Annotated in this window: 25 protein-coding genes; 4 read left to right on the top strand and 21 right to left on the bottom strand. The window is 50.3% G+C overall.

From position 1 onward, the window contains the following. The first annotated feature begins 67 nt into the window (after positions 1-67). Positions 68-1,027, top strand: a complete 960-nt coding sequence (locus tag ACYU87_RS07540; RefSeq protein WP_461133414.1) for a DUF2382 domain-containing protein — start codon at positions 68-70, stop codon at positions 1,025-1,027. Positions 1,028-1,132: 105 nt separating this feature from the next. Here the strand turns inward: ACYU87_RS07540 and ACYU87_RS07545 are convergent, their stop codons facing one another. From ACYU87_RS07545 to lysM, 18 genes are all read right to left on the bottom strand, one after another. After that, complete coding sequence (locus tag ACYU87_RS07545; RefSeq protein ID WP_461133638.1) at positions 1,133-2,005, bottom strand: alpha/beta hydrolase; 873 nt, start codon at positions 2,003-2,005, stop codon at positions 1,133-1,135. Positions 2,006-2,171: 166 nt separating this feature from the next. Continuing rightward, the gene (locus tag ACYU87_RS07550) at positions 2,172-3,746 is read right to left on the bottom strand and encodes an ABC transporter permease/substrate-binding protein (protein ID WP_461133415.1); all 1,575 of its coding nucleotides are present in this window, start codon (positions 3,744-3,746) and stop codon (positions 2,172-2,174) included. Continuing rightward, the gene (locus tag ACYU87_RS07555; protein ID WP_461133416.1) at positions 3,739-4,473 is read right to left on the bottom strand and encodes an ABC transporter ATP-binding protein; all 735 of its coding nucleotides are present in this window, start codon (positions 4,471-4,473) and stop codon (positions 3,739-3,741) included. Before ACYU87_RS07555 ends, ACYU87_RS07550 begins: the two co-directional genes overlap by 8 nt. Then, a complete protein-coding gene (locus tag ACYU87_RS07560) occupies positions 4,470-4,751 on the bottom strand; it encodes a DUF427 domain-containing protein (protein WP_461133417.1) in 282 nt (93 codons plus the stop codon). Before ACYU87_RS07560 ends, ACYU87_RS07555 begins: the two co-directional genes overlap by 4 nt. 59 nt (positions 4,752-4,810) lie before the next feature. Continuing rightward, positions 4,811-6,739 carry a CocE/NonD family hydrolase gene (locus ACYU87_RS07565; RefSeq protein ID WP_461133418.1) on the bottom strand — a complete coding sequence of 643 codons (1,929 nt, stop codon included), beginning with the start codon at positions 6,737-6,739 and terminating at the stop codon, positions 4,811-4,813. 127 nt (positions 6,740-6,866) lie between these two features. Beyond that, positions 6,867-7,028, bottom strand: coding sequence for a hypothetical protein (locus ACYU87_RS07570; protein ID WP_461133419.1), 162 nt, complete (start codon positions 7,026-7,028; stop codon positions 6,867-6,869). Further along, positions 6,994-7,506, bottom strand: coding sequence for a zeta toxin family protein (locus ACYU87_RS07575; protein WP_461133639.1), 513 nt, complete (start codon positions 7,504-7,506; stop codon positions 6,994-6,996). The genes ACYU87_RS07570 and ACYU87_RS07575 overlap by 35 nt, the downstream gene beginning before the upstream one ends. After that, a complete protein-coding gene (locus tag ACYU87_RS07580; RefSeq protein WP_461133420.1) occupies positions 7,503-7,703 on the bottom strand; it encodes a helix-turn-helix transcriptional regulator in 201 nt (66 codons plus the stop codon). Before ACYU87_RS07580 ends, ACYU87_RS07575 begins: the two co-directional genes overlap by 4 nt. Next, positions 7,700-8,158 carry a hypothetical protein gene (locus ACYU87_RS07585; RefSeq protein WP_461133421.1) on the bottom strand — a complete coding sequence of 153 codons (459 nt, stop codon included), beginning with the start codon at positions 8,156-8,158 and terminating at the stop codon, positions 7,700-7,702. Before ACYU87_RS07585 ends, ACYU87_RS07580 begins: the two co-directional genes overlap by 4 nt. A gap of 271 nt (positions 8,159-8,429) precedes the next feature. Next, positions 8,430-8,756 carry an L-rhamnose mutarotase gene (locus ACYU87_RS07590; protein WP_461133422.1) on the bottom strand — a complete coding sequence of 109 codons (327 nt, stop codon included), beginning with the start codon at positions 8,754-8,756 and terminating at the stop codon, positions 8,430-8,432. Between the two features lie 4 nt (positions 8,757-8,760). Next, positions 8,761-10,152 carry an L-fucose:H+ symporter permease gene (fucP, locus tag ACYU87_RS07595; protein WP_461133423.1) on the bottom strand — a complete coding sequence of 464 codons (1,392 nt, stop codon included), beginning with the start codon at positions 10,150-10,152 and terminating at the stop codon, positions 8,761-8,763. Between the two features lie 32 nt (positions 10,153-10,184). Continuing rightward, positions 10,185-10,970: an L-fucose dehydrogenase gene (locus tag ACYU87_RS07600; protein ID WP_461133424.1), complete on the bottom strand. Its 786-nt coding sequence runs from the start codon at positions 10,968-10,970 to the stop codon at positions 10,185-10,187. A gap of 100 nt (positions 10,971-11,070) precedes the next feature. Then, complete coding sequence (locus ACYU87_RS07605; protein WP_461133425.1) at positions 11,071-12,051, bottom strand: type I phosphomannose isomerase catalytic subunit; 981 nt, start codon at positions 12,049-12,051, stop codon at positions 11,071-11,073. 46 nt (positions 12,052-12,097) lie between these two features. Continuing rightward, positions 12,098-13,459 carry an alpha-L-fucosidase gene (locus ACYU87_RS07610; protein ID WP_461133426.1) on the bottom strand — a complete coding sequence of 454 codons (1,362 nt, stop codon included), beginning with the start codon at positions 13,457-13,459 and terminating at the stop codon, positions 12,098-12,100. Positions 13,460-13,515: 56 nt separating this feature from the next. Further along, entirely contained in the window at positions 13,516-14,601 is a 1,086-nt protein-coding gene (locus ACYU87_RS07615; RefSeq protein WP_461133427.1) for a M20 family metallo-hydrolase, read from the bottom strand. 212 nt (positions 14,602-14,813) lie between these two features. Continuing rightward, positions 14,814-15,698: a S1 family peptidase gene (locus tag ACYU87_RS07620; protein ID WP_461133428.1), complete on the bottom strand. Its 885-nt coding sequence runs from the start codon at positions 15,696-15,698 to the stop codon at positions 14,814-14,816. Positions 15,699-15,816: 118 nt separating this feature from the next. Then, positions 15,817-16,728: a DUF937 domain-containing protein gene (locus tag ACYU87_RS07625; protein WP_461133429.1), complete on the bottom strand. Its 912-nt coding sequence runs from the start codon at positions 16,726-16,728 to the stop codon at positions 15,817-15,819. 162 nt (positions 16,729-16,890) lie between these two features. Next, positions 16,891-17,358, bottom strand: coding sequence for a peptidoglycan-binding protein LysM (gene lysM / locus ACYU87_RS07630; protein ID WP_461133430.1), 468 nt, complete (start codon positions 17,356-17,358; stop codon positions 16,891-16,893). Positions 17,359-17,582: 224 nt separating this feature from the next. On the opposite strand from lysM, the gene ACYU87_RS07635 reads away from it, so the two are divergent. Further along, a complete protein-coding gene (locus ACYU87_RS07635) occupies positions 17,583-18,929 on the top strand; it encodes an SGNH/GDSL hydrolase family protein (protein ID WP_461133431.1) in 1,347 nt (448 codons plus the stop codon). Positions 18,930-18,939: 10 nt separating this feature from the next. After that, positions 18,940-19,731 (top strand): outer membrane beta-barrel protein, encoded by a 792-nt coding sequence (locus tag ACYU87_RS07640; RefSeq protein ID WP_461133432.1) that lies wholly within the window; start codon positions 18,940-18,942, stop codon positions 19,729-19,731. 64 nt (positions 19,732-19,795) lie between these two features. On the opposite strand, the gene ACYU87_RS07645 is transcribed toward ACYU87_RS07640, so the two are convergent. Continuing rightward, positions 19,796-20,359, bottom strand: coding sequence for a hypothetical protein (locus ACYU87_RS07645; RefSeq protein WP_461133433.1), 564 nt, complete (start codon positions 20,357-20,359; stop codon positions 19,796-19,798). A gap of 94 nt (positions 20,360-20,453) precedes the next feature. Beyond that, the gene (locus tag ACYU87_RS07650; protein ID WP_461133434.1) at positions 20,454-20,792 is read right to left on the bottom strand and encodes a winged helix-turn-helix transcriptional regulator; all 339 of its coding nucleotides are present in this window, start codon (positions 20,790-20,792) and stop codon (positions 20,454-20,456) included. Between the two features lie 405 nt (positions 20,793-21,197). On the opposite strand from ACYU87_RS07650, the gene miaA reads away from it, so the two are divergent. Continuing rightward, positions 21,198-22,085, top strand: coding sequence for a tRNA (adenosine(37)-N6)-dimethylallyltransferase MiaA (gene miaA / locus ACYU87_RS07655; protein WP_461133435.1), 888 nt, complete (start codon positions 21,198-21,200; stop codon positions 22,083-22,085). Between the two features lie 54 nt (positions 22,086-22,139). Here the strand turns inward: miaA and ACYU87_RS07660 are convergent, their stop codons facing one another. Beyond that, positions 22,140-22,433: a rhodanese-like domain-containing protein gene (locus ACYU87_RS07660; protein WP_461133436.1), complete on the bottom strand. Its 294-nt coding sequence runs from the start codon at positions 22,431-22,433 to the stop codon at positions 22,140-22,142. Positions 22,434-22,453: the final 20 nt, after the last annotated feature.

Genomic DNA, 22,453 nt, shown 5'->3' on the forward strand with positions numbered 1-22,453 from the left:
GCAGTACCTAGTCTTGCATTACCCTTACTTACAATACATACATTAAACTCAACAAAATCACAGAAAAATGGCACAACAAACAGTAATCGGCGTATTCGACAATGCATCAGATGCGCAGGACGCCGTAGACAAATTGATCAGCAACGGTTTTTCCCGTGACAGCATTGACCTGTCGACTCAGGCAGCATCGGACTTTACCGATACTGACACAACTCGTGCTGATCGCGACGATGCGCATGACAGCGGAATTGGTGGCTTTTTTAGCTCCCTGTTTGGTAGTGATTCGGACGATTCAAAAAAATACTCGCACGCTGCCAGCCGTAGCTCAATTGTAACGGTGCACGCTCAGTCATCGGACGAAGCTGAACAAGCAGCCGATCTGCTCGATGAATACGGCGCCGTTGATGTTGACGAGCGGGCAGCCGAATATGGCTATACCAATCAGAACCTGACCAGCGATGCACCAAACAGCGTAGACCAATATAATGCCGCCAGTGTGGGTGTACCAGCTACCGGTGTAGGCGCTACCGGCACCGGCTATGGCGTAACAGACGACCTGACCAATACAACCGATCGCCTATCGTCAACGGAACCTGATCAGACGATCAAGGTTATCGAAGAAAATCTGGAGGTAGGCAAACGGGAAGTGGAACGCGGTGGTGTACGGGTTCGTAGCCGCATTATCGAACGTCCGGTGGAGGAAAGTGTTCGTCTGCGCGAAGAGCGTGTGCACGTACAACGTACGCCCGTTAACCGCCCGGCTACAGCCGCTGACCTGAACGCGTTTCAGGAGGGCAGCATTGAGCTGGTCGAGCATGCCGAAGTACCCGTTGTTTCAAAAACGGCCAACGTTGTTGAAGAAATTTCGGTTGGCAAAGAAGTCAACGAACGCGTTGAAACCGTACGGGATACGGTTCGCAGTACGGATGTCGAGGTGGAAAACCTGACACCTGCCGATCAGGCGACACAAACGAACCGCTCTATTGATCTGGACGACGACGCTAACACGGCCTACACCAATCGGTAGTCCTTCGTATACTAATAAAAGAGCCCGGTCATACACATATGACTGGGCTCTTTTATGGGTGATAAGGGCAACAGTTGCTTTTTAATCCAACCCGGGTCAACCACTTTATTTGTTAAGTAAAGACCCGTTTGCCTGAAGAATCCTGCTAAAAAACAGTACTTGATAAGGCAGCGCGTTGCTCCAGTAATCCCAGGTGTGAGCGCCAGGGCGCTCTGTGTAGTCGTGTGGGGTTTTGTTCTCCGTTAGTTGGCGATGTAAATCGCGGTTGGTTTCAATCAGGAAATCATCTACCCCAATGTCCAAGATCAGTGGCAGGTTATTAGCCTTGAGTTTGTCGGCCAGGGTTACCATCGTATAACCCGGATAAGGCGCATCACCTTCTTTCGGTGGACCAATCAGTTTTGCGAAATTCTCGGCACGCGACCTGGCGAAATCGGCGGGTACTTTCCAGGTGGCCGTGTTGATGTTCATAACACCACTCATACTACCAGCAGCAGCATACAGTTCGGGATGACGGCTTGCGATAAACATAGCCCCGTGTCCGCCCATCGACAGGCCCGCAATCAGTCGCCCTTTTTTATCCCGGATGGTACGGTATGTGTTATCAATTTTATCGATCAACTCGTTCGAGATAAACGTTTCGAACTGACTCGTTTTGACCAATGGGCTGTCGAAGTAGTAGCTGGTTGGATCACCGTCCGGCGTTACAATGATCAAATTATATTGATCCGCCAATCGCTGGATCAGTGTTTTGTCCGGTGTTTTTGTGAGCCAGTCCCGAAAGCTGCCTCCTCCGCCATGAAGCAGGTAAAGCACCGGTAGTGGCTGCTTGATTTTCTTGTAGCGTTGGGGCAATACAACGGCCGCCCGAAGCGTTCGGCTCATGGCTGCACTGGGTACATCGAGGGTATCAACTTTAGCGTAGAGAGCCGATACGGGCATTGTCAACAGAATACTGCAAACCAACAAACGGAACATGGTCATAAATAAGGAGGGAATTTAAGGACGAGAACGAAGCGGGAGAGTGCTTTTCTGGCGCGTCCTGACGAACTAGAACGAACAACAGCTTCGATGGAGAGTAAGGCGCAGAACGCAAAGTTCTACCGCTCAATTACTACTCAACGAACTACGGTCACGTATCCCGTTACTTGGCTCCCAGGTACCTAACCAGATCATCGATCGATTGAATGCCATCCAGACGAGCCTGATTTCGACGCATCATCAGGCAATAACTGTTGCTGAATCCCAGCGGCTTCAACCAGTCAAGCTGGTACTTCGCCCGAAATTGCTGTTGGCAGAACTGATAGACCGAATCCGACTGCATCGTCAGTTTGGTCAGCGCTGCTGCCGGGGGCTGCAGCACAACCAGCAAACCCGTACCCGTGTATTCCGGATAGAAATCAATGGCCCCCGTCCGTAAGGCATCAAAACAGATTTGCGTACCACCCAGGCCCGTTTTGGTGATAACCCGCAAGTTCGTCTGGCCCTCAATAAGCTGCCGATAAATTTCGGCCAGAATATATTGCTCCGTAAATACCTTCGACCCCAGCACTACCGTTTCCGTGCGGCTGTCGGGCGAGTCAGCAACGGGTTTAGGGTCTTTGTACAGACCCGTTCGTTTCAGAAAAGCACGAGCTACCAATTCCGGCGATTCTTTTTTGTAATCGACCTGGTAATTCAGGGCTGTCATGGCCGAATCCGTCAGTTTTCCCGCCAGTAAATTCAGTACTGGGCCAAGCTCGGGATGCCGTTTGAGCGTTACCTGACGGACAACCGGCGCGGCTTCGTAGGGCGGAAAAGCATGCCGGTTATCGGCCAGAACCAGCAAATCAAACGCTTTGATACGGCCATCAGTCGAGTACCCACTAATGATATCGACTTGTTCCCGCCGAATGGCTTCGTACATCAGGTTCTGGTCGATGAGCCGGGGCCGCAGGTGCAGACCATACGTTTTCTGCAAGCCCGGATAGCCATCGGCACGACCGTAAAATTCATGCGCAAAGCCCGCAATCAGCTTATCCTGCCGACCCGGCAACAGATAGAATGCCGACAGAAACGGCACCAGAAACACAAACGCCAGCGCCCCAACGCGAAGTTTTTTGGCAGACAGGTGTTGCAGGCGAGCCAGCCCAAAATCGAAACCAACGGCCAGCAGAGCAGCCGGAATAGCGCCCGCCAGCATCATGTTAACATTACTGAGCGCTATGCCACTGAAAATAAACTCGCCTAGTCCGCCCGCTGCCACATAGGCGGCCAGGGTTGCTACCCCCACATTAATGACCGTTGCCGTTCGTACGCCGGCAAAAATAACGGGCAGTGCCAGCGGCAGTTCTACTTTGGTCAGTATCTGGTTTCGGGTCATGCCTACTCCCGTGGCGGCTTCTTTTATTAACGGACTCACTTCCGTGATACCAACGTAGGTATTTCGAATGATCGGCAGCAACGCATAAAGAAACAGCGCCACCAGTGCCGGGCCAACCCCAATACCCAACACAGGAATAAGAAACCCCAGCAGGGCTACACTCGGTACCGTTTGCAACACCCCCGCCACGCCCAGCACACCGCTTGCCAGCCGGGTTTGGCGGGCAATAAGAATACCCAACGGCACTCCGATCAGCAAGGCAACCAGCAATGACACAAACGTTAAGCCGATGTGCGTCAGCGTCTGTTCCAGTAACTTATCGGCATGATCCCGAACAAAAGCGAAGAAGTCAGTCATTCAGCCGATGGGGTTTGTCATCCAGGAAATCACGAACAAAATCAGTTGCCGGGTTGGTCAGTAATTCATCGGGTGGGCCTATCTGTACAAGACGTCCCTTGTCCATAAGCGCAATGCGATCGGCCAGTTCGAGGGCTTCGCTCACGTCGTGCGTAACTAACACGACCGTTGTTTCGCGCAGTTCGTGCAGGCCGAATAACTCCCGCCGAACGTGTTTCCGGGTGAACGGATCCAAAGCACCAAACGGCTCATCCATCAGCACCACGGGTGGACTGACCGCCAGCGCTCGGGCCAGTCCGACGCGTTGCCGTTGCCCACCACTTAGCTCAGCCGGGTAGCGCCCGAGCAGGGTTTCGGGCAATTGAAGCGTGTCCATCAATTCGCGGATTCGTTCCTGAATCCGGGCGGGTTCCCAGCCGAGTAGCTTTGGAACAGTCGCGACGGCATCGGCAACCGTGTAGTGCGGAAATAGACCACCATCCTGAATTACGTAACCGATGCGTCGGCGCAGTTCGGGGCCGGGCTGCTGACGCACATCCAGACCATCGACCTGAATTGAGCCCGCGGTGGGCTCAATCAGTCGATTGATCATTTTAAGCGTCGTGGTTTTGCCGCACCCACTCGTGCCCAGCAATACCAGCGTTTCACCCCGCCCAACCGTAAAGGATACCTCATCAACGGCCGTATGGGAATCAAAGCGTTTTGTCAGATTGCGAACCTCGATCATTCGACGACCTGTACGCCCTTCCAGAAGGCTACCCGATTTTTGATTTCGCTGGCGGCTGGTTTCGGTTCGGGGTAGTACCAGGCAGCGTCGGTGTTGGTTTTGCCATCGACCGTTATGGAATAATAAGAAGCCAGACCTTTCCAGGGGCAGGTCGAATGCGTTGCGCTATCGGCCAAAAATTTCGCCTTAACCGAGTCTTTCGGGAAGTAATGATTATTTTCGACAACAACTGTGTCGTTACTTTCGGCGATGGTTTCGCCGTTCCAGATAGCTTTCATGATTATAGTTCATTAAGAGTTTGTCAGTCTCAATACAACCGTATGTTTAGATAACTGGTTTAGTTTACTACCTGAATCTCGATAACGGAATTATCGTACACCCGATGCGTTGCTTTCTGAAAATCAGCGGCATCGGCTTTATAGATGTTCTCTACGTATTTCTGCGGATTCCGGTCAATCAACGGAAACCACGTACTCTGCACCTGAATCATGACCCGGTGCCCTTTTTTGAACGTGTGCAGGATATCCTGCAACCGAAAATTCACATCCGTAATTTCTCCCGCTTTGAAGGGTTCCGGCTTCTCGAATGAGTTACGGAACCGCCCCCGCATCGCTTCCGAACGCACCATCTGCTGATAGTTACCCAACGTGATGTTTTTGTTGGGCATGTACGGGTGGTTTGGTTCGTTGGGCGGATACACGTCGATGAGCTTGACGATCCAGTCGGCATCGGTACCGGTTGTGCTTACTTTCAGCCTGGCCATTATTTCGCCACCCAGCGTCATGTCTTCGGTCAGAACGTCGGTCTGAAACGTAAGCACATCGGGGCGACGTCCGGCAAAGCGCTGATCTTCCGACATGTAATTAAACGGCGTAAAGCCCTGTGTCGTCGTAATGTCTTCGGTATACGGTACGGGCTTCATGGGGTCGCTAATGAACTCCGAAAACAGGGTACTCGTGGTATTCATTGTCCGGTTGCTGGCCAGCGTTCCATCCGACATCAGGAAAAACTGCTTTTTGGGCGAATCAGCAACCGGCCACTTATCGAACGTTTTCCATTCGTTACGACCCGTATTGAACAGGTAAGCCTCAGGTAAACCCGTTTTCCCATCGCCAGCCCCCTTCAGAAAATGAGTAAAGAATTTAGCTTCGATATTCTGTTGGTAAAACGTAGCGATGCTATCGCCAAAATAAAGGTTACTATGCAGCGTATGACCCGTTTCGCGCGACCAGCGACCGTGCCCGAACGGCCCCATTACCAGCGTATTGTAGGTACCAGGGTTGTTCTTCTCAACCGTCTTGTAAATGTTCAGCGGGCCATATAGGTCCTCAGCATCAAACCAGCCACCTACCGTCATCACAGCGGGCCGGACATTTTTGAGATGCGGAATGATGCTCCGCTTCTGCCAGAACTCATCGTAATTGGGGTGATTGACCGTTTCCTGCCAGTAAAAATTATCCTTATAGTATTTGTCGGCATTCTTGAGCGGACCCAGATCATACTGCCATTGAAAGCCATCTTTCGAGCCTGTGTTGATCATCTGATCGTTGTACCAGGGCTTTGTCGTCGGCTCGGGATGCTGCACACCAAACACCGGAAACGTGAACAGGTAAGCCTGAATGAAAGCGCCGTTGTGGTGAAAATCATCGAAGAAAAAATCGGATACCGGTGCCTGTGGCGAAGCGGCTTTCAGAGCCGGATGCGCGTTAGGCAACGACGCGGCCGTGTAAAAACCCGGATAACTGATCCCCCACTGCCCTACCCGACCATTGTTGTTGGGTACATTTTTCAGCAGCCACTCAATGGTATCATAGGTATCCGAACGTTCATCAACTGCCGTAGTATTCACCGGCTTCGTTACCTTCTTTTTTCCCTTCGCTGCTGTTATGGGTTCCTGATCCGTTACGGTTGGCGTCATGTTGGTCCACGTCCCTTCCGACGCCCAACGGCCCCGTACATCCTGATACACGAAGATAAACTTGTCGCGCATGAGCGTTCCCGACGGGCCAACCTGCGCCGGATATGCATCCGCTCCGTACGGGGCGACGCTGTAGCAGGTACGCTGCATCATGAACGGATATTTGATCGTTGCCGACGCATCTTTCGGAACGTAGACAGCCGTGTGCAGCTTTGTCCCATCGCGCATGGGAATCTTGTATTCGAATTTCTGGTAATTATCGCGAACGAAATTGCTGGGTGAAGTCTGTTGAGCTTGCGCGGTGAAGGTCGACGCAACGATGAGCAAAGCGTAAAGCCAGTGGTGCATACAGGAAGGATTGACGACGTTGTTTGCCGTAAATATAGCGATATGCGCAACACAGGTTACCAACAAAAAACGCCTGACCGAATCAGGCGTTTAACATCACTTTGGGTTGACTGCGTAAGCCGGATACTTACAAATCACGGGCTCTGACACGAACAGGTTTTCCATCGCGAGCAATAACCAGTTCCTGATCGTTATGCTTGGCCTGTTCAACAACTTTCTGCACAGCCCGACGTACGCCTGCCAGTACGTCTTCACTACTCGGTATCGGCTTCGATGTGCTTGCTTTCATAACTCACAATAATTTTCCAAATATCTTCCTTAAACACTGTAAACTCACTATCAATTCCGCCAGCAACTACCAGTTCCGGAACAATTCCGGCGTTATTAAAGATGGTAACGTATTCACAAACAAGCATATATAGATTTACTAGATTACTTATAATTCGCTTGTACCGTCGCTCTATAACATCAGGTGGAATGTTATGCCCTCCCCGAGATACACGAACAGCAACCCGTTCCTTTGATACTTCAGCTGACGGTATCCAGAAATGATATAGACTTACGGCATAACCCATTTTTTGTGCCCGACGAATTGTCTGTACATAGGAACGGGTTGAGAGCGTTGTTTCTATAGCAAAATCGACACCTTGTGTCATAAGATGTTCAATACGCTGCAACATAATCCGTCCGGCAGCAATGTATAAGCAGCGGTAGTTTTCCCGGCCCCGTTTGGACCAGCCATGATATATAAATTCAGCATTTCTCAGTCGGTCTCTTCGAGCATAAAGATATGCTCTACTGCCTTACCAAAAACCTGCGCCAGTTTCAGGGCCAGAATCGTCGAGGGAACATAACGTCCCGTTTCAATTGAGTTAATCGTCTGCCGGCTGACACCGATGCGGTCGGCCAGCTCAGCCTGCGACAGGTTGTATTCCGCCCGCTCTACTTTCAGTCGGTTTTTCATAGAGCCAGCAAGGTGTTGTTATTTCGGTGAATGAGCCATCGAAACCGGATGATGAAGACTAGCAATACCGTGAACATGTTGTAGATCATGACGTTGAGAAAAGCACTATCGTAGATTGTTAGAATAGCAATGGCCAGGATAAGGTAGTTTGCGTAAACGCTCCATTGCAGGGCTTCCAGTCGCAACTGACCAATCATTTCATCTTCCACTTTTTCTCGTGAGAAGGCAATCAAGAGCAAGCCGGCAATAGCGCAAATAGCCGCTACTTCGTCAGTCAATGCGTTGCTGTAAAGATCATCTATTACCTGACTGTTGCGCACGAGCATCTGCCGGAGAGCTTGACCGTCAATCATAAAAGCTATGGTTGTATAGGGAAGCCCGATGATGGCGGAGGGTATAAATAATAACCAGCCAAAGAACCGGAAGCGATTCGGAAAAAGCCATTTCGTTTTCATGTGAATGTAAAGTTTATTTGACACGTCAAACGTAAAGCAAATTTATTAATATGTCAAGTTAACTTTACAAAATTAACTTAAAAAAATAGCAGGCTTCAGATCAAGCCTGCTATTTTTCTATTGAACGTAAAAATTCCGTGTGGAGTCCGTTTCTTAAAACCTGACACGTGCAACTGATTCGCCGGGGCGGGCGAACCAGTTGCGATTCTCAAAACCGCGTGCTGCTGATTGACCGGCAGGTTCTAAGAAACGGACTCCACATCCTAAGATGTCACAACTTGAAGAACCGCTCCATCAGCACCCACTTCTCACCCGGTTTTGCGGTGGGGAGGGCTTGCTGGTAACTCCACATAAGGGCTTCCCATTTCTGCACAATCGGGCTGGCGGCATCGGCGGCCGATTTGGCCTCGAATGAAAAGCTTTCGTCGGTTTCCATGATCATGAATAGCCGGTTACCCGTGCGAAAAAGCTGCATATCGGTAATACCGGATTCGCGGATACTGGTCTCAATTTCGGGCCAGATGCGCAGGTGGTGACGCTCGTATTCGGCAATGGATGCCGGGTCGTCTTTGAGGTCGAGGGCGAAACAGTAACGCATTGACTTAAGGAGTAATTTCGGGGGGAATGGTTGGTGAATGCAGGTCGTCGGCGGTGATCTGATACCCCTGGGTTGCGTAGTATAAGATGTAAGCGAAGCAAACCAGCGGCACCAGTAAGGCATACACAGCCCCTTTGGCGAATAGTGCCCCGGCAACAAGTGGCAACAAAGCGCCACCCACAATGCTCATAATAACCAGCGACGACGCAATTTTCGATTCTATGCCCAACCCTTTGGTTGCCAGCGCAAAAATGGTCGGAAACTGAATCGACTGAAAGAAATACGTAAAGCTTAAGGCAATAACAGCCGTTAACCCACCCGTCATCATCGCCAGAATAACCATCGCGACAGCACCCGCGGCATAAATGGCTAGTACGGTGTTAGGCCGGATACGGGTCATCAGCGAGGTACCGACGAAACGGCCAAGCATGAACAGCACCAGCGCAAACGAAGCATGGAAACCCGCAATCTGCGTCGGCGACATGTCTGTTGACGAACCCGTTACCGAATTGATAAAATTCATATATACTTCAGCTAATGCCCAGTGACCCTCGCGGGAAAAATCAAGTTTAAGGTCAACGAAATACCCCCACAAGGTAGCCTGCGCGCCAACGTTCACAAACTGGGCAATAATGCCCAGCGTCAGGTGCCGGTGCCGGAACAGACTCGTGATGGGAATATTTCCGGCTGACTGTTCTTCTTCTTCGCCTACTTCCGGCATTTTGGTAACGAAGAACAAGACCGTCATCAGAGCAATAATGGTCCCGATAACCAGATATGGTCCCTGCACCGAGAGGGCTTCCTGCACCCGAATGGCCTGCGCCTGTACGGGAGCCATCGCCTTCAGCATATCGGGGGTGTATTCGGTTTTGGAGAAGATAAACAAGGCGCCAATGATGGGACCCAGAATGGTACTGATGCCGTTGAATGACTGAGAGAAGTTAAGCCGCCACTCGGCTTTTTTCGGATCGCCAAGCACTGTCACGTAGAGGTTAGCGGCCGTTTCCAGAAAGGCAATGCCGCACGCCATCGTGAACAGCGCGAGCAGGAAGAAACTATATACCCGTACTTCAGCCGCCGGATAAAACAGGAAAGCTCCCCCACCATACAGCAGAAGGCCAAACAAAATACCGCGCTTGTAGCCATACTTCCGCATGACATAACCGGCGGGTAGGGCCATAAAAAAGTAACCGAGGTAGAACGCAAAATCAACGATGCCTGCCTGAAAGCGGTTGAGATCCAGCGCGATCTGAAATTGTTTGATCAGCGACCCGTTCAGGCTGTTGGCCAGGCCCCACAGAAAAAATAAACTTGTAACAAGCGCAAAGGCGATCCCGTAATTTCCGGTCGAGCCGGGTTTAAGTTTGGGCGACGTTGTCGAAGTAGGTAAGGGCATTCTGATGATCAGGTTTAGGAGAGGGAGGGAACTTACTCGGTAATTGAACGATCCAGATGCGTGTAACCGCCGTCTACGTGGATCAATTGGCCAGTGGTGTGGCTCGATTTATCGGACAATAGAAACGCAACCGCATTGGCTAGTTCCTCGGGGGTGGTCATGCGGTGTTCGAGCGGGATTTTCGAGACAATCTGTTTCAACTTTTCATCTGGATTCGGCAACGTTTTAATCCAGTTGGCGTACAGGGGCGTCCAGCTCTCGGCCACCACCACGCAGTTAACACGAATGCCGTAGGGCAGCAATTCGACGGCCCATTCGCGGGTCAGAGCATTCCGACCACCGTTGGCCGCTGCGTAGGCGGAGGTGTTCCCCTGCCCCGTTTCGGCTACTTTCGAGCCAATGTTGACAATAGCACCTTTAGCGGCTTTCAGGGCGGGCAACGCATGGTGCGCCATCAGGTAATAGTGTACCAGATTTTTGTGCAATGATGCGATGAATCCTTCATACGACCCGTTTTCGAGTCCTACCCCGTCATTGACGCCGGCATTGTTGACCAGACCGTCGATGCGCCCAAACTGAGCCAATGTCTGTTCCACGGCCCGCCTGCAATCGTCGGGTTCGGTTAATTCGGCAACGAACTGATGCGCTTGGCCACCGGTAGCCCGAATGGCGTCAACTGTTTTCAGATTATCAGCCTCACTACGGCCAATAATAACAGGAATGGCTCCTTCGGCTGCCAGCACCGTTGAGATGCCTTCGCCAATACCTTTTGCACCACCCGTAACGATGATGACTTTACCGTCTAAATTCAGGTTCATAAACAAACAATCATTGACTGTCATTAAGTAGTTAACGCACCGAAACTACTTAATGACGGCCTAATGACCATTCTGAGAGCCGCAAAGAGGCTGATTAATTTTAAGGGACGTACGTTTCCAGTACCGTCATATCGCCATCGGGAACGAGCGTTACGTTGTCGACCGATGCCGGGATCAGCGCGCACTGCCCCATTTTGAGCGGTACACTGTAACCACCCGGCGCTTCGATCGTGAGCGCTCCGGCAACGCAGATCAGGATCACAAACGAATCAATATGAGTGTAATCATGTTCAACTTCTTCGTTGAAATTGAGCACGTTAGTCACGAAATAATCGCTCGTTACGGCATTAACACTCTCGTTCAGTTTCTTCTCGTACTGGGTTTTATAGTCGTCGTAGTGGTGGTAGTTGATGGCATCGACGGCCAGCTCGGTATGCAGTTCACGCTTCTGGCCCGTCGTGGCATCAACCCGGTCGAAATCATAAATCCGGTACGTGGTGTCCGACGTCTGCTGAATTTCGGCGAGCAGTAGTCCTTTACCAATGTAATGGACCCGACCAGCGGGCAGGAAAAATACATCGCCGGGCTGGGCCGTCTCCATATTCAGCAAGTCCTGAATTGTGTTGTCAGCAACGGCTTTCACGTACTCGTCCTTGGTCACCTCCCGATTAAAACCGGAATTAAGCTTGGCGTCTTTATCGGCCTGCATGATGTACCACATCTCGGTTTTGCCAAAGCCGCTTTTGCGTTCCGCAGCCAGCTTATCGTCGGGGTGAACCTGAATCGAAAGGTCGTCGTTAGCGTCGATAAATTTCACCAGCAACGGAAAGCGGTTGCCGTATTTTTCGTAGACGTGGTTGCCAACCAGTTCGCCTTTGTACTGCTCCACCAACTCGTGCAATGACTTTCCTTTAAGACTGCCTTCGTCAACGACCGAAAGATTCCCGTCTACATCAGACACTTCCCAGGTTTCACCACAGTTGGGTAAAGGCGAAAAATCTTTTCCCAGAATGGTATTGATTTTCTGGCCACCCCAGATTTTATCTTTAAAAATGGTCTCGAATGTAAGCGGGTACAGCATAAGTTGATTGACAGTAAATGATTGAGTTAACGATTAATTCTGATTACTATTCGCGGGCAGATGCCTTGAACACACCAATCTCGGCGAGTTGCACGGACCCGTTGGCATTGGTAATAAACAGGCGCAGCTTGGAAGATGTTACAGCCGGGAAGCGCAGCAGTCGCTTGTACCCTACGGTTGTGAAGGATTGAAGCGACTTCCAGTTGCTGCCGTCCCAATAGTCTACCCGGCCGCTGGCCACCCGTTGTCCATTGGCAATGTTTTCCTGAATGGCAATCCGGTCAAACGATTGATCGCCACCCAGCTCGATCGTTAGGGGTTGATGAGCCGATAACGTCGTGAATGTATTTAATTTCTTATCCGTCAGAAGTGGCTGCTTGACCACCAGATTTTGCCGGAATGTTTCGTTCAGAATGCTCCGAAACTCGTTCAGGCTGGCGATATCCGGTTCCGAAAACAGGCCATCCCGATTCGGGGGTACATTGAGCAACAGCAAACTATTTCGCCCAACGGATTGATAATACAGATCTACCAGATTCTTTCCCGACCGCACTTTCGAATCTTCGGCAGCGTGATAAAACCAGCCCGGACGAATGGACACATCCGTCTCGGCGGGCACCCATTGTTTGCCCGTCGGGTCACCGCGATTCAGGTATTTAGAGTCAGCTTTGCCGGGAGCCAAGCCCTCGGTATTAATCGTCGACCAGCAGGTTTCGCCCGCATTGCCCGACTCATTACCAACCCAGCGAACATCAGGACCCGCATCCGAGAACATAACCGCATTGGGTTGCAATTCACGAACCAATGCCCAGTAGCCTGCGAAATCATAGGTCATGTCTTTGGCATTATCCCCCTTGGCACCATCGAACCAGACTTCAGAAACCGGGCCGTAATTGGTGAGCAACTCCCGAAGCTGGCTTTTGTAATAGTCATTGTACGAAGCCGTTCCGTACCGGGGTTCGTGGCGATCCCAGGGAGATAAGTATACCCCGAATTTTAACCCGAATTCGCGGCAGGCATCGGCCACTTCTTTCACCACATCACCCTTGCCGTTCTTCCACGGACTACTCTTGACGGAATGGTCGGTCATTTTGGACGGCCACAAACAAAACCCGTCGTGGTGTTTGGCGGTAATGATCGCCATCTTGAAACCGGCTTCTTTCAACGCTTTGATCCACTGTCGGGCGTCGAGTTTGGTGGGGTTGAAGATCGCGGGGCTTTCCGTGCCGTCACCCCATTCCTTGTCGGTATACGTGTTGACCGTGAAGTGCAGAAAAGCAGTGGTCTCCAGGGGTTGCCAGGCCAGCTGGCGGGGGGTTGGTTTTGGCAAAGTACCCGACTGGGCGTATCCCAGCAGCGAACTCAGCAAACCGATAATGACCAGGCTCTTATGGCGAAAATACTTCATAGCTGTGCGATGGATGTCATGTTGGGTACAGTTTACAACGATTTAGTCAGGATCAACTACACAATTTGTTCCAGCATCTGGATATACCCCTGTATGCCCTCCCCGATTTCGTGCAGGTAGATGAACTCATCGGCCGAATGAGATCGACCGGAGTGGCCAGGCCCGCACTTGAGCGACGAACAGTTCAATACTGCCTGGTCGGATGTAGTGGGCGATCCATAGGTGTGGCGACCCAGGGCGATACCCGCCTGTACAATCGGGTGTTCGGCCGGAATCGACGACGGCTTGAGCCGGATCGAGCGGGGCTTTACCTCCGACTGAATGTTTGCCCGGATCGTTTCTATTACCTCTTCGAGCGTGTACTGCTCCGTTACGCGCACATCAATTGTAAAGGTGCACGTGTCCGGTACGACATTGTGCTGGGTACCGGCGTTGATGATCGTAACCGACAGCTTGATGGGGCCCAGCGTTGGCGAGACCTTCGGAAACTGATAGGTCGTAAGCCAGTTAATGTCCTGAATCGCTTTATAAATGGCGTTATCCCCTTCGTTGCGGGCAGCGTGACCACTGATGCCTTTGGACGTACAGTCGAGTACCAGCAACCCTTTTTCGGCGATGGCCAATTGCATGTCGGTCGGTTCACCTACAATAGCAAAGCTGAAATCGGGGAGTTCGGGCAGCAGCAGCTCAAGCCCGTCGCGTCCCGAAACCTCCTCTTCGGCCGTAGCCGCCATCACGATGTTATAGGCCATATCGGGCCGGGCATAAAAATGGGCGAAAGTAGCCAGCAGCGACACCAGGCACCCCCCGGCATCGTTACTGCCCAGCCCAAACAACTTACCATCACGCTCCAGCGGCTCAAACGGGTCGAGCGTCCATGATTTATTTGGTTTGACCGTATCATGGTGCGAGTTAAGTAGCAAGGTGGGTTTGGCCGGATCGAAGTAGCGGTTCTGCGCCCATACATTATTCTTCAGTCGCTGACATGGAATCTGCTTCTGCTGGAAAAATGCGTCAATTACCGCAGCCGTCTGCTCTTCCTCCCGACTAAATGACTGAATGACAATCAGGCGTTTAAGTAAAGCAAGTGCTTCTTCGACGAGCTTCCTTTGCGCCAGGTATGTATCTGTAGATTGGGTCATAAAATAAAGCGTTGGCGGCTCAAAGATACAGCCAACGCCCATAAAGTTGGCTTGGAGTCAGTTTCTTAACACTGGCACATTAAGACGGTTTTAAGAAACCGGTCTTGTTCGTTTTAAGAATCGCACTGGCAGCCCGGCTGACAAGATCGAAAACACTGACTCCACGCTGACAACCCCACGGGCCGCTCATCCGGATGGTTTTGCTGACGCTCCTACCCTTCGTAAAACTTCACTTTCTTTTCCCGCAAAAAGGCCTTGATCACATCGACATGGACGCACTGACCGACGTTAAGAAAGGGATAATTCGATACCCGGCTTTTGCGTCCATTGACGAGTACTTCCTGATCTTCTATGTCGAAACCCAAATGCAGATGGCGCGTTGCCGACTGCATGCCGTAGATCAGGCCGTTGGTATCGAACAAAGGTCCGCCACTCTGGCCCCGCAGGCCGGGCGTGCTCAGTTCAATTCCGGTAGCTACGTTGTTATCGCCCGACAGTCGGGTAACAATTCCATCAATCGGAAAGCTGGGCGAAACAATGCGTCCCGTGGTGGTCCACTCAATATCATCGACGGCCGGATTATACCGAAAATTAGTAAATTCAGGAAAGGGGTAGCCTAACCGGCACAGACTCCGACCTGGCTTTATACGGCTGGTATCGCCCAGGAAAACAGCGTGAGATCGATACAGGGGTCGACTGTATCCGTCGAATCGTAACAGCGCCAGATCTTGGGTAGGATGATGGTCGATGTTAAGCTTTTCGAACTGGTCAACACAGTTAATGAAGTTGTTGCGCACCCGAATAATGGTATCGGCGCTAAGCTTGAACTTGGTTTCCAGCTGGCTAATTAACTGAGCGGCATTCTTTTCCCGAAGGGCCTCCCGGCGGGCACCCTGAAACTCCCGGTAATTGTGATAGATGGAGTCGCTCTTCCTGATCAGTTCGGCAACGTGCTTGCAGGTAATGGCACACCCGTCTTCGTTAATAAAAAACAGCGTGGCCGTTCCGGGTACAATCTCATTGTGGCCGTACAGCCGAACAATGGAGTGCATGGGTTGGGTAAATAAATTAACGCGTTCAATGGCGTCAACAAACATAAACGAGTAGCAGTAAGTAAACCGCCGGGCGGTAAGTGAGCATGCAAGTTAACACATCGCAGCTCACTTACCGTGCCAGACAAACGGCGCTACAGGTTACTTTTAACGAAAGACTACTTTATTTCTTGATGTCAGATGAATCGCGGATGCCCAGTGGACCGGACGCTGTCGAGTCGCTTACCTGACCATGGGCGTCCTGCACACTTTGTTTCGTAGCCGCCGACGTATCTTCGACTGCGTTGGGTTCAGCCCGAGCGGTAGAGTCGGTACTGATGCCATCCGTACTGTTCTGGTTTTCACTACACTTTTGAATAAGCAATGCCAAAACTAGTACCGCAATGGCGATGAATGCCCAACGGAGCCAGCGCACATTTTCTTTTTGCCGGTCCCCGTCCGTACTTTTCGGAATGTTAGGATTGACCGGTGTACCACTGAAGTTATCAGTACCCTGCACTTCGGTTTGCGGACCGGCAGGCGTCACTAACTCATCAAACCCAAGTAAGCTACTAACTCCATCCAGGCCCTTCGGCAATGCCTGCCGAAACTCGCTTGCCTGGCCCAGCAACAATGTTTTAAGACTGTCGGCAGTGAGTCCTTTTTCCTGCTCCTGCCGTCCAAGAATACCCATTAGTATTGACCCGGCTAAACTCAGTATCGTCTGGGCCGACTGTGGCTTTGCGCCACTGTATACGCTAAGCAGTTCGATTGTACGGGTCAGTTTGTCACCAAGCACGTGATCCATAAATCCGGCATCGGCCGTAGTGGTCTCCGTAATCGACTGCGTTGAGTCGAGCACCTGGCTCACATCAAAAGGCGTCTTTGCGTAGTCTCCTTTGTCCAGAAAATTAACAATCGATGATCCACCACCAGAACCCTGTACCCGGCGGGTCAATCCACCCAGCAGGATCGGTATCGATCCGTTGATGGCTTTTAGTGTAGTAGCCGATGATTCACTCAGTACGCCACTCAGCTGATCAACTACAGCGGGCGTGAACTGGTCTTTTATATACGGTAATAAGCGAACGGCCATGCGTTTTTCGTTGAGTTCAAGGTAGTAAAACCGGCCATTCGCCCGAATGTTCGGTTTTGCGTACAGGAGTTATAAAAAGACCGGGTTACAAGGTTGTGAGATACCTTAACGGCGTTGCTCAACAACTCTGTAACCCGGTTTGAATGGGATTATCTACAGCCTCTACAACTGCGGAATACGCAGCACCTGATCCGGATAGATCAGATCCGGATCTTTCAGCATTGGTTTGTTTGCTTCGAAGATAACGCCGTATTTCATTGGATCACCATATACTTCTTTTGCAATTTTCGACAGCGAGTCACCTGACTTTACCGTATAAAATTTACCTTCTGGAGTTGGTTGATCAACATCGAGTTGGTTGTCTACTGCCGACACACCTTCTACGTTACCTACTGCCAGAGCGATTTTCTCGGCATCTTCCTGCGATTTTACCGAGCCCGTGATGGTAACCGTATCTCCTTTCGTTTTTATCGTCAAGCTGTTGTAAGCCAAACCCAGTTGCTTAACGTGGTCGAGCAATGCCTGAGCGCGTACTGGCTCAACGGCCTCCGCTTGTGCTGGCGCTGGTGTTGTTTCGTCTTTGTGAAAGATTTTCTCACCTACCCCTTTGAAGAATGATAAAAGACCCATCTGTTTAATATAGTTTTAATGGAACATGTAATGAATGGTCAGCCATTACGCCAACTCGTTCGTGACAAACAACTGCCGAACATCCGCCTTTGTTTAAAAATTAAATGTGCTTAATCTCAATCATTTCAGGCGAAAAGGGGTCTTTGTGTATGCAGAAACTAATTATTTTTGCGTTACTTTTTTACAAGTTTATCTCATTTTTTTACAATCAACAACGTATTCGGATGCACTTAAAGAACAGGTTTCGGTGGGGGCTGATGCTGTCGGTATTCGTCGGCATAAATGCCTGCACAAATAACGACATTGACCCCAACGCTGGCAGCAGCACAACACCAACCAAGGGGAGCGCGGACTTCACCAAGTATGTAGCCGTGGGTAACTCGCTAACGGCTGGCTATGCCGATGGCGGCCTTTACCGGAACAGTCAGCTCAACTCCTACCCCAGCATTTTGGCGACTCAGTTTGCCACGGTGGGTGGCGGCAGCTTCGTACAACCGTTGTTTACGGAAGCGCAGGCAAATGGTTCGGGCTATTTAAAACTTATTAAAGTACCTAATGCCGCCAACCCACTTTCGCTCATCACATCTATTGCTACAGTAGCACCCGGAGCGGCACGAGGTGGCACTACAGCCAGCGGGGCCCCTTTGTTAACCAAATTTACCGATGCTAATCAGAATTTGGGTGTTCCAGGCATTCGCATTTCTGATATTCTGACAGCAGGGTATGGCTCTACTCAAGGAAATCAATATTTTGAACGGTTGGTAGCTAATCCTACCACGACGTATCTCCAGTACATGAGCGATAACCTAAACGGCGCTACGTTTTTCTCCTGCTGGCTGGGGAATAATGATGCTCTTGGTTATGCACTCACGGGGGGAGCAACACCCTTAACGTCTACAACCTTATTTACGACAAATTTCACGGCTGCCATGAATAAGCTAACCGAAGGTAATCGTAAAGGAGTTGTAATTGGTATTCCTAATATCACAACGTCACCTTTTTATACAACCATCACGGTACCGCTTGTTCTAGTAAACATTAACGCTCTCCTAAATCCATCTACACCAGTAACAGCCTTGTTTATCCAAACAGCCAATGGTGTTCGAGCGACGCAGTCAGGAGATCTCTTAATGCTTGACAACGCAACCGATTACGCCAATATTGGTAGCTTGACGGTCGGTACTAAAGCAGGACCTTATGGGTTAAGCCAGGCTAATCCTCTAACCGATAGGGTTGTACTGGATGCTACAGAAGTGACTACGCTAAATACCAGCATCAGTGCTTACAATGGCATTATGAAAGCGCAGGCCGATGCTAAAGGAATTGCCTACGTTGATCCGAACGCTGTTTTAAGTCAGGTTGCTGCTACCGGTGGGCTTACCCAGAATGGTATCAACTACACGGCCAGCTTTATTCAGGGTGGCGTGTTCAGCCTGGATGGTATTCACCTGACGCCAGCCGGTTATGCCCTGATGGCCAATGAGATCATTAAACAAATCAATGCAAAGTATACGGCAACCATACCAACGGTTAACCCGGCAAACTATCGTCGCGTATTACTGCAACAATAATCATTCATTCATGAAAATAAGTCAACTATCACTTGCTGCGCTGCTTCTACTAAGCCTATCGACAGCCATAGCCCAGACTCGCCCGTTTGAGTTCGGCATTAAAGGCGGAGCCACGTTCACGCATGGTTTCACCAAGGTTCCCGCCCAGACGATCGGGAGCGTGCAGGTGCCTTCCCTGGAGAACCAGAACAACGGGATCGGGTACGGCTACTCGGGTGGATTATGGGCGCGGAAAAACTTCCATACTTTTTTCATTCAGGCCGAAGTAACCTACAACCGGTTTGTCCTGAAACAGAAAACCGCCGTTACTCTCGACGTGAACGCGAACGCAACCCTGGCCAATGCGCTACCCATTAGCATACAACCCGGTTTGCTCAACGCCAGTCTGAACGCAACCTCAGAGTCGATTCTGGAAGCCATCGACGTACCTGTTTTGTTTGGTAAGCGCTGGATGGGCGGAAAACTGCGTGGCTACGCTGGCCCTAATTTCATTTTTGTGCAGAAAGCAACCCTTGATCGAACAACAGCCGGGGTTATCAACGCCAATTCAACCGTAAATTTCCCGCAAACAACCATTCCGTCTTCGAGTGCTAGCACGAATCTGCTTAATAAATACGAAGCGCAGAACCTGGAGGTCAAAGATTTTACGTACGCGCTCGAACTCGGGGTCGGTTATTCACCCATTCCCCTGTTGGATGTCGATCTCCGCTACGCAGTTCCCGTTGGCGGTGTGTACAAAGACTCCAACATTACGGGCTTTCTGGGAATCGCTACGGTAACCCTGGGATTCAGGGTATTTTAAACATCATCCATCGGCACAAAGTAGCTGACGTCAGTATATAGACGTTAGACACTTTGTGCTTCTTTTAGTCTATCGTTAAGGCAAACGCGGCACCTGCCGGACGTAACTTGTAGCGTATTAGTTGATAGCCGCCAGAGGGCTCAACGTTGGCATCGCCGGGCTGATATATCGGAAACCTGCGGCAGAGACGATTCCGATATACCCATAAACTGTCATGCCCCATGTAGCCCTGGGGCCTTATTTCGCGCCAGTTGGCCGATACAATATCCGCTTTACGTTCCGGAAAAAACTGCCAGCCATAGACACGGCCAAACGAACCGCTCCCATCACTAGTGGTGTATATGTACAATTCGGGAAAGCGGTTTGTATCCAGATCAGCTACCTCCGCCCCCGTTACTGCCCCATCAACACGAACCTGGAAATTAGTCAACAGAAGTGCACCACGGTAAGCCCTGACTTGTACATCGCGCACACGTCCGGTATCCGCAGCGGTTACCACGAATCGGTACACATTGAACCGTAACTCTCTGTTAAACTGACTTTTGAGGGGCACTAACTGCTGATTGACGGGTGGCGTTGTGCAAATACATTGTCGGTTGCCTTGCGCCATTTCGACAAGCCATATCATGCCTACAAACAGACAACATACCTTCCCAACCATTGACTCCGTTTACTTGGTACACGACCAATTAACGACCCGAAGTCAAAAATAGTTGAACGGTCTACGGTTCCAGAAATAATTCTCCGATGGACGTCAGATTCAGCAAAGTGGGCAGCACCTGTATCCCCCTGGTCGTCAGTTTGTATTCTACACGGGGTGGCACTTCGCGGTATGATCTTTTCTCGATAACTCCCAGATTCACCAAGACCTTAAGTTCCTGAATTAAAACCTTCTCACTTATTTCAGGAATCATTCGTCGCAACTCACCATAACGTCGGGTTTCTGCACCTACCTGATAAATTATGTACAGCCTCCATTTTCCGCATATGATATCCAGTGTTTTCTGAAGAGCTATGTGACTTGGGTAAATAGGTTTTCGATTTTCAATAGGGTCGCTCATGGGAAGACAGCTACTAACCTTTTGGTTCGTAACCCACTGACTGAAAGAGAGTTATATCAATAATGACAAATATATAAATTTGTCATAGATCTAGCACATAACCTTTTTTTTGTGTTTTGTTTTAAAAAAAATATTTACGTTAACTCGCTATTAATCAACAAAAAATATTTTCCAAAAACTTAATTAATAAGGCAGATTTTTATCTTCCAAAATTCACTAATAGCCAAAAACAGATTTAACTTGGTATAAGGTGAATTTCTACCCTCCACTTTGCAGTAAAAACTCATACAAATGATGATTGATCGTTTTCACGCAAGCCATTGTTAGGAAACGGCCAAATAGTTGTTACCCTGAGAGAAGGTCATCATTTGGCTTCTTTATCTTTACTGCCTCATTGATCTAGTCTTGAAAACGTTACTTGTTATAGCCGGACCAACAGCGGTGGGTAAAACTGCCCTGTGCGTTCAACTGGCCAAAGCCCTGGAAACCGATGTAGTCTCTGCTGACTCCCGGCAGCTTTACCGTGAATTGAGTATTGGTACGGCTAAGCCAACGCCGGAGGAAATGGACGGGGTTCGGCATCACTTCATTAATTCGCATTCAATCATGGACCCGGTAAACGCCGGACGCTATGAGCGCGAATGCCTCGCTGTATTGAATAACCTGTTTGAAACCAGAGAAATCGTGATTTTATCTGGCGGAACGGGGCTTTATATCAATGCGGTATGTTTCGGTCTGGACGATATGCCCGCCGTTGACCCTTCGTTACGGGAACGATTGCTTACCCGGCTTCAGCAGGAAGGATTGGAAAAACTACAGCAGGAACTGCGCTTGCTGGACCCGATCTATGCCCAAACGGCCGATCTACAGAATCCGGTTCGCGTAACCCGGGCTTTGGAAGTGTGTCTGTCTACGGGAGAACCTTACTCGTCGTTTCGTCGGCGGCATACGATCGAGCGGTCATTTCAGTCAGTAATGATCGCCCTCGAACGGCCACGCGAAGAGTTGTATGCGCGCATCGACATGCGCATGGATGCCATGCTACAGGCAGGCTTGCTCGACGAAGTTCGTTCGTTGCTGCCCCACCGTCAACTAGCAGCTTTACAAACGGTTGGCTATCAGGAGATTTTCCCCTATCTGGATGGCGTATATGGATACGAGGAGATGGTCCGGTTACTGAAGCGTAACTCCAGACGATATGCCAAGCGGCAACTCACCTGGTTCAGAAACCAGGGCAACTATACGTGGGTGGGCCCGGAAGACAAGGAAGCTGTGTTACGATGTATGGTGTAGGATGTATGCTATATTAACGAGGTAACGCAACATAGTATACATCCTATATCCCTCTTACTGCGCCCGATAGGCCAACATGCCCCCAACAACGTTCCGTACGTTATTAAAACCGTTTTCTTCCAGAATTTGCTGTGCCATGCCACTGCGTTTGCCTGACCGGCAGTGAACAATGACTTCCTCATCCTGCAATCCGTCGAGTTCGTCCAGACGATACGATAGATCGCCAAGAGGAATCAGCGTAGCGCCAATGTTATCGGCCTCATATTCATCGGGTTCGCGCACATCGACTAGGTTCAGTTTTTCGCCCTTGTCGAGTCGCTCTTTCAATTCCTGTACGGTAATATCCATGGTTATTGTGTGATTGTCGT

The sequence above is a fragment of the Spirosoma lituiforme genome (assembly GCF_054776635.1).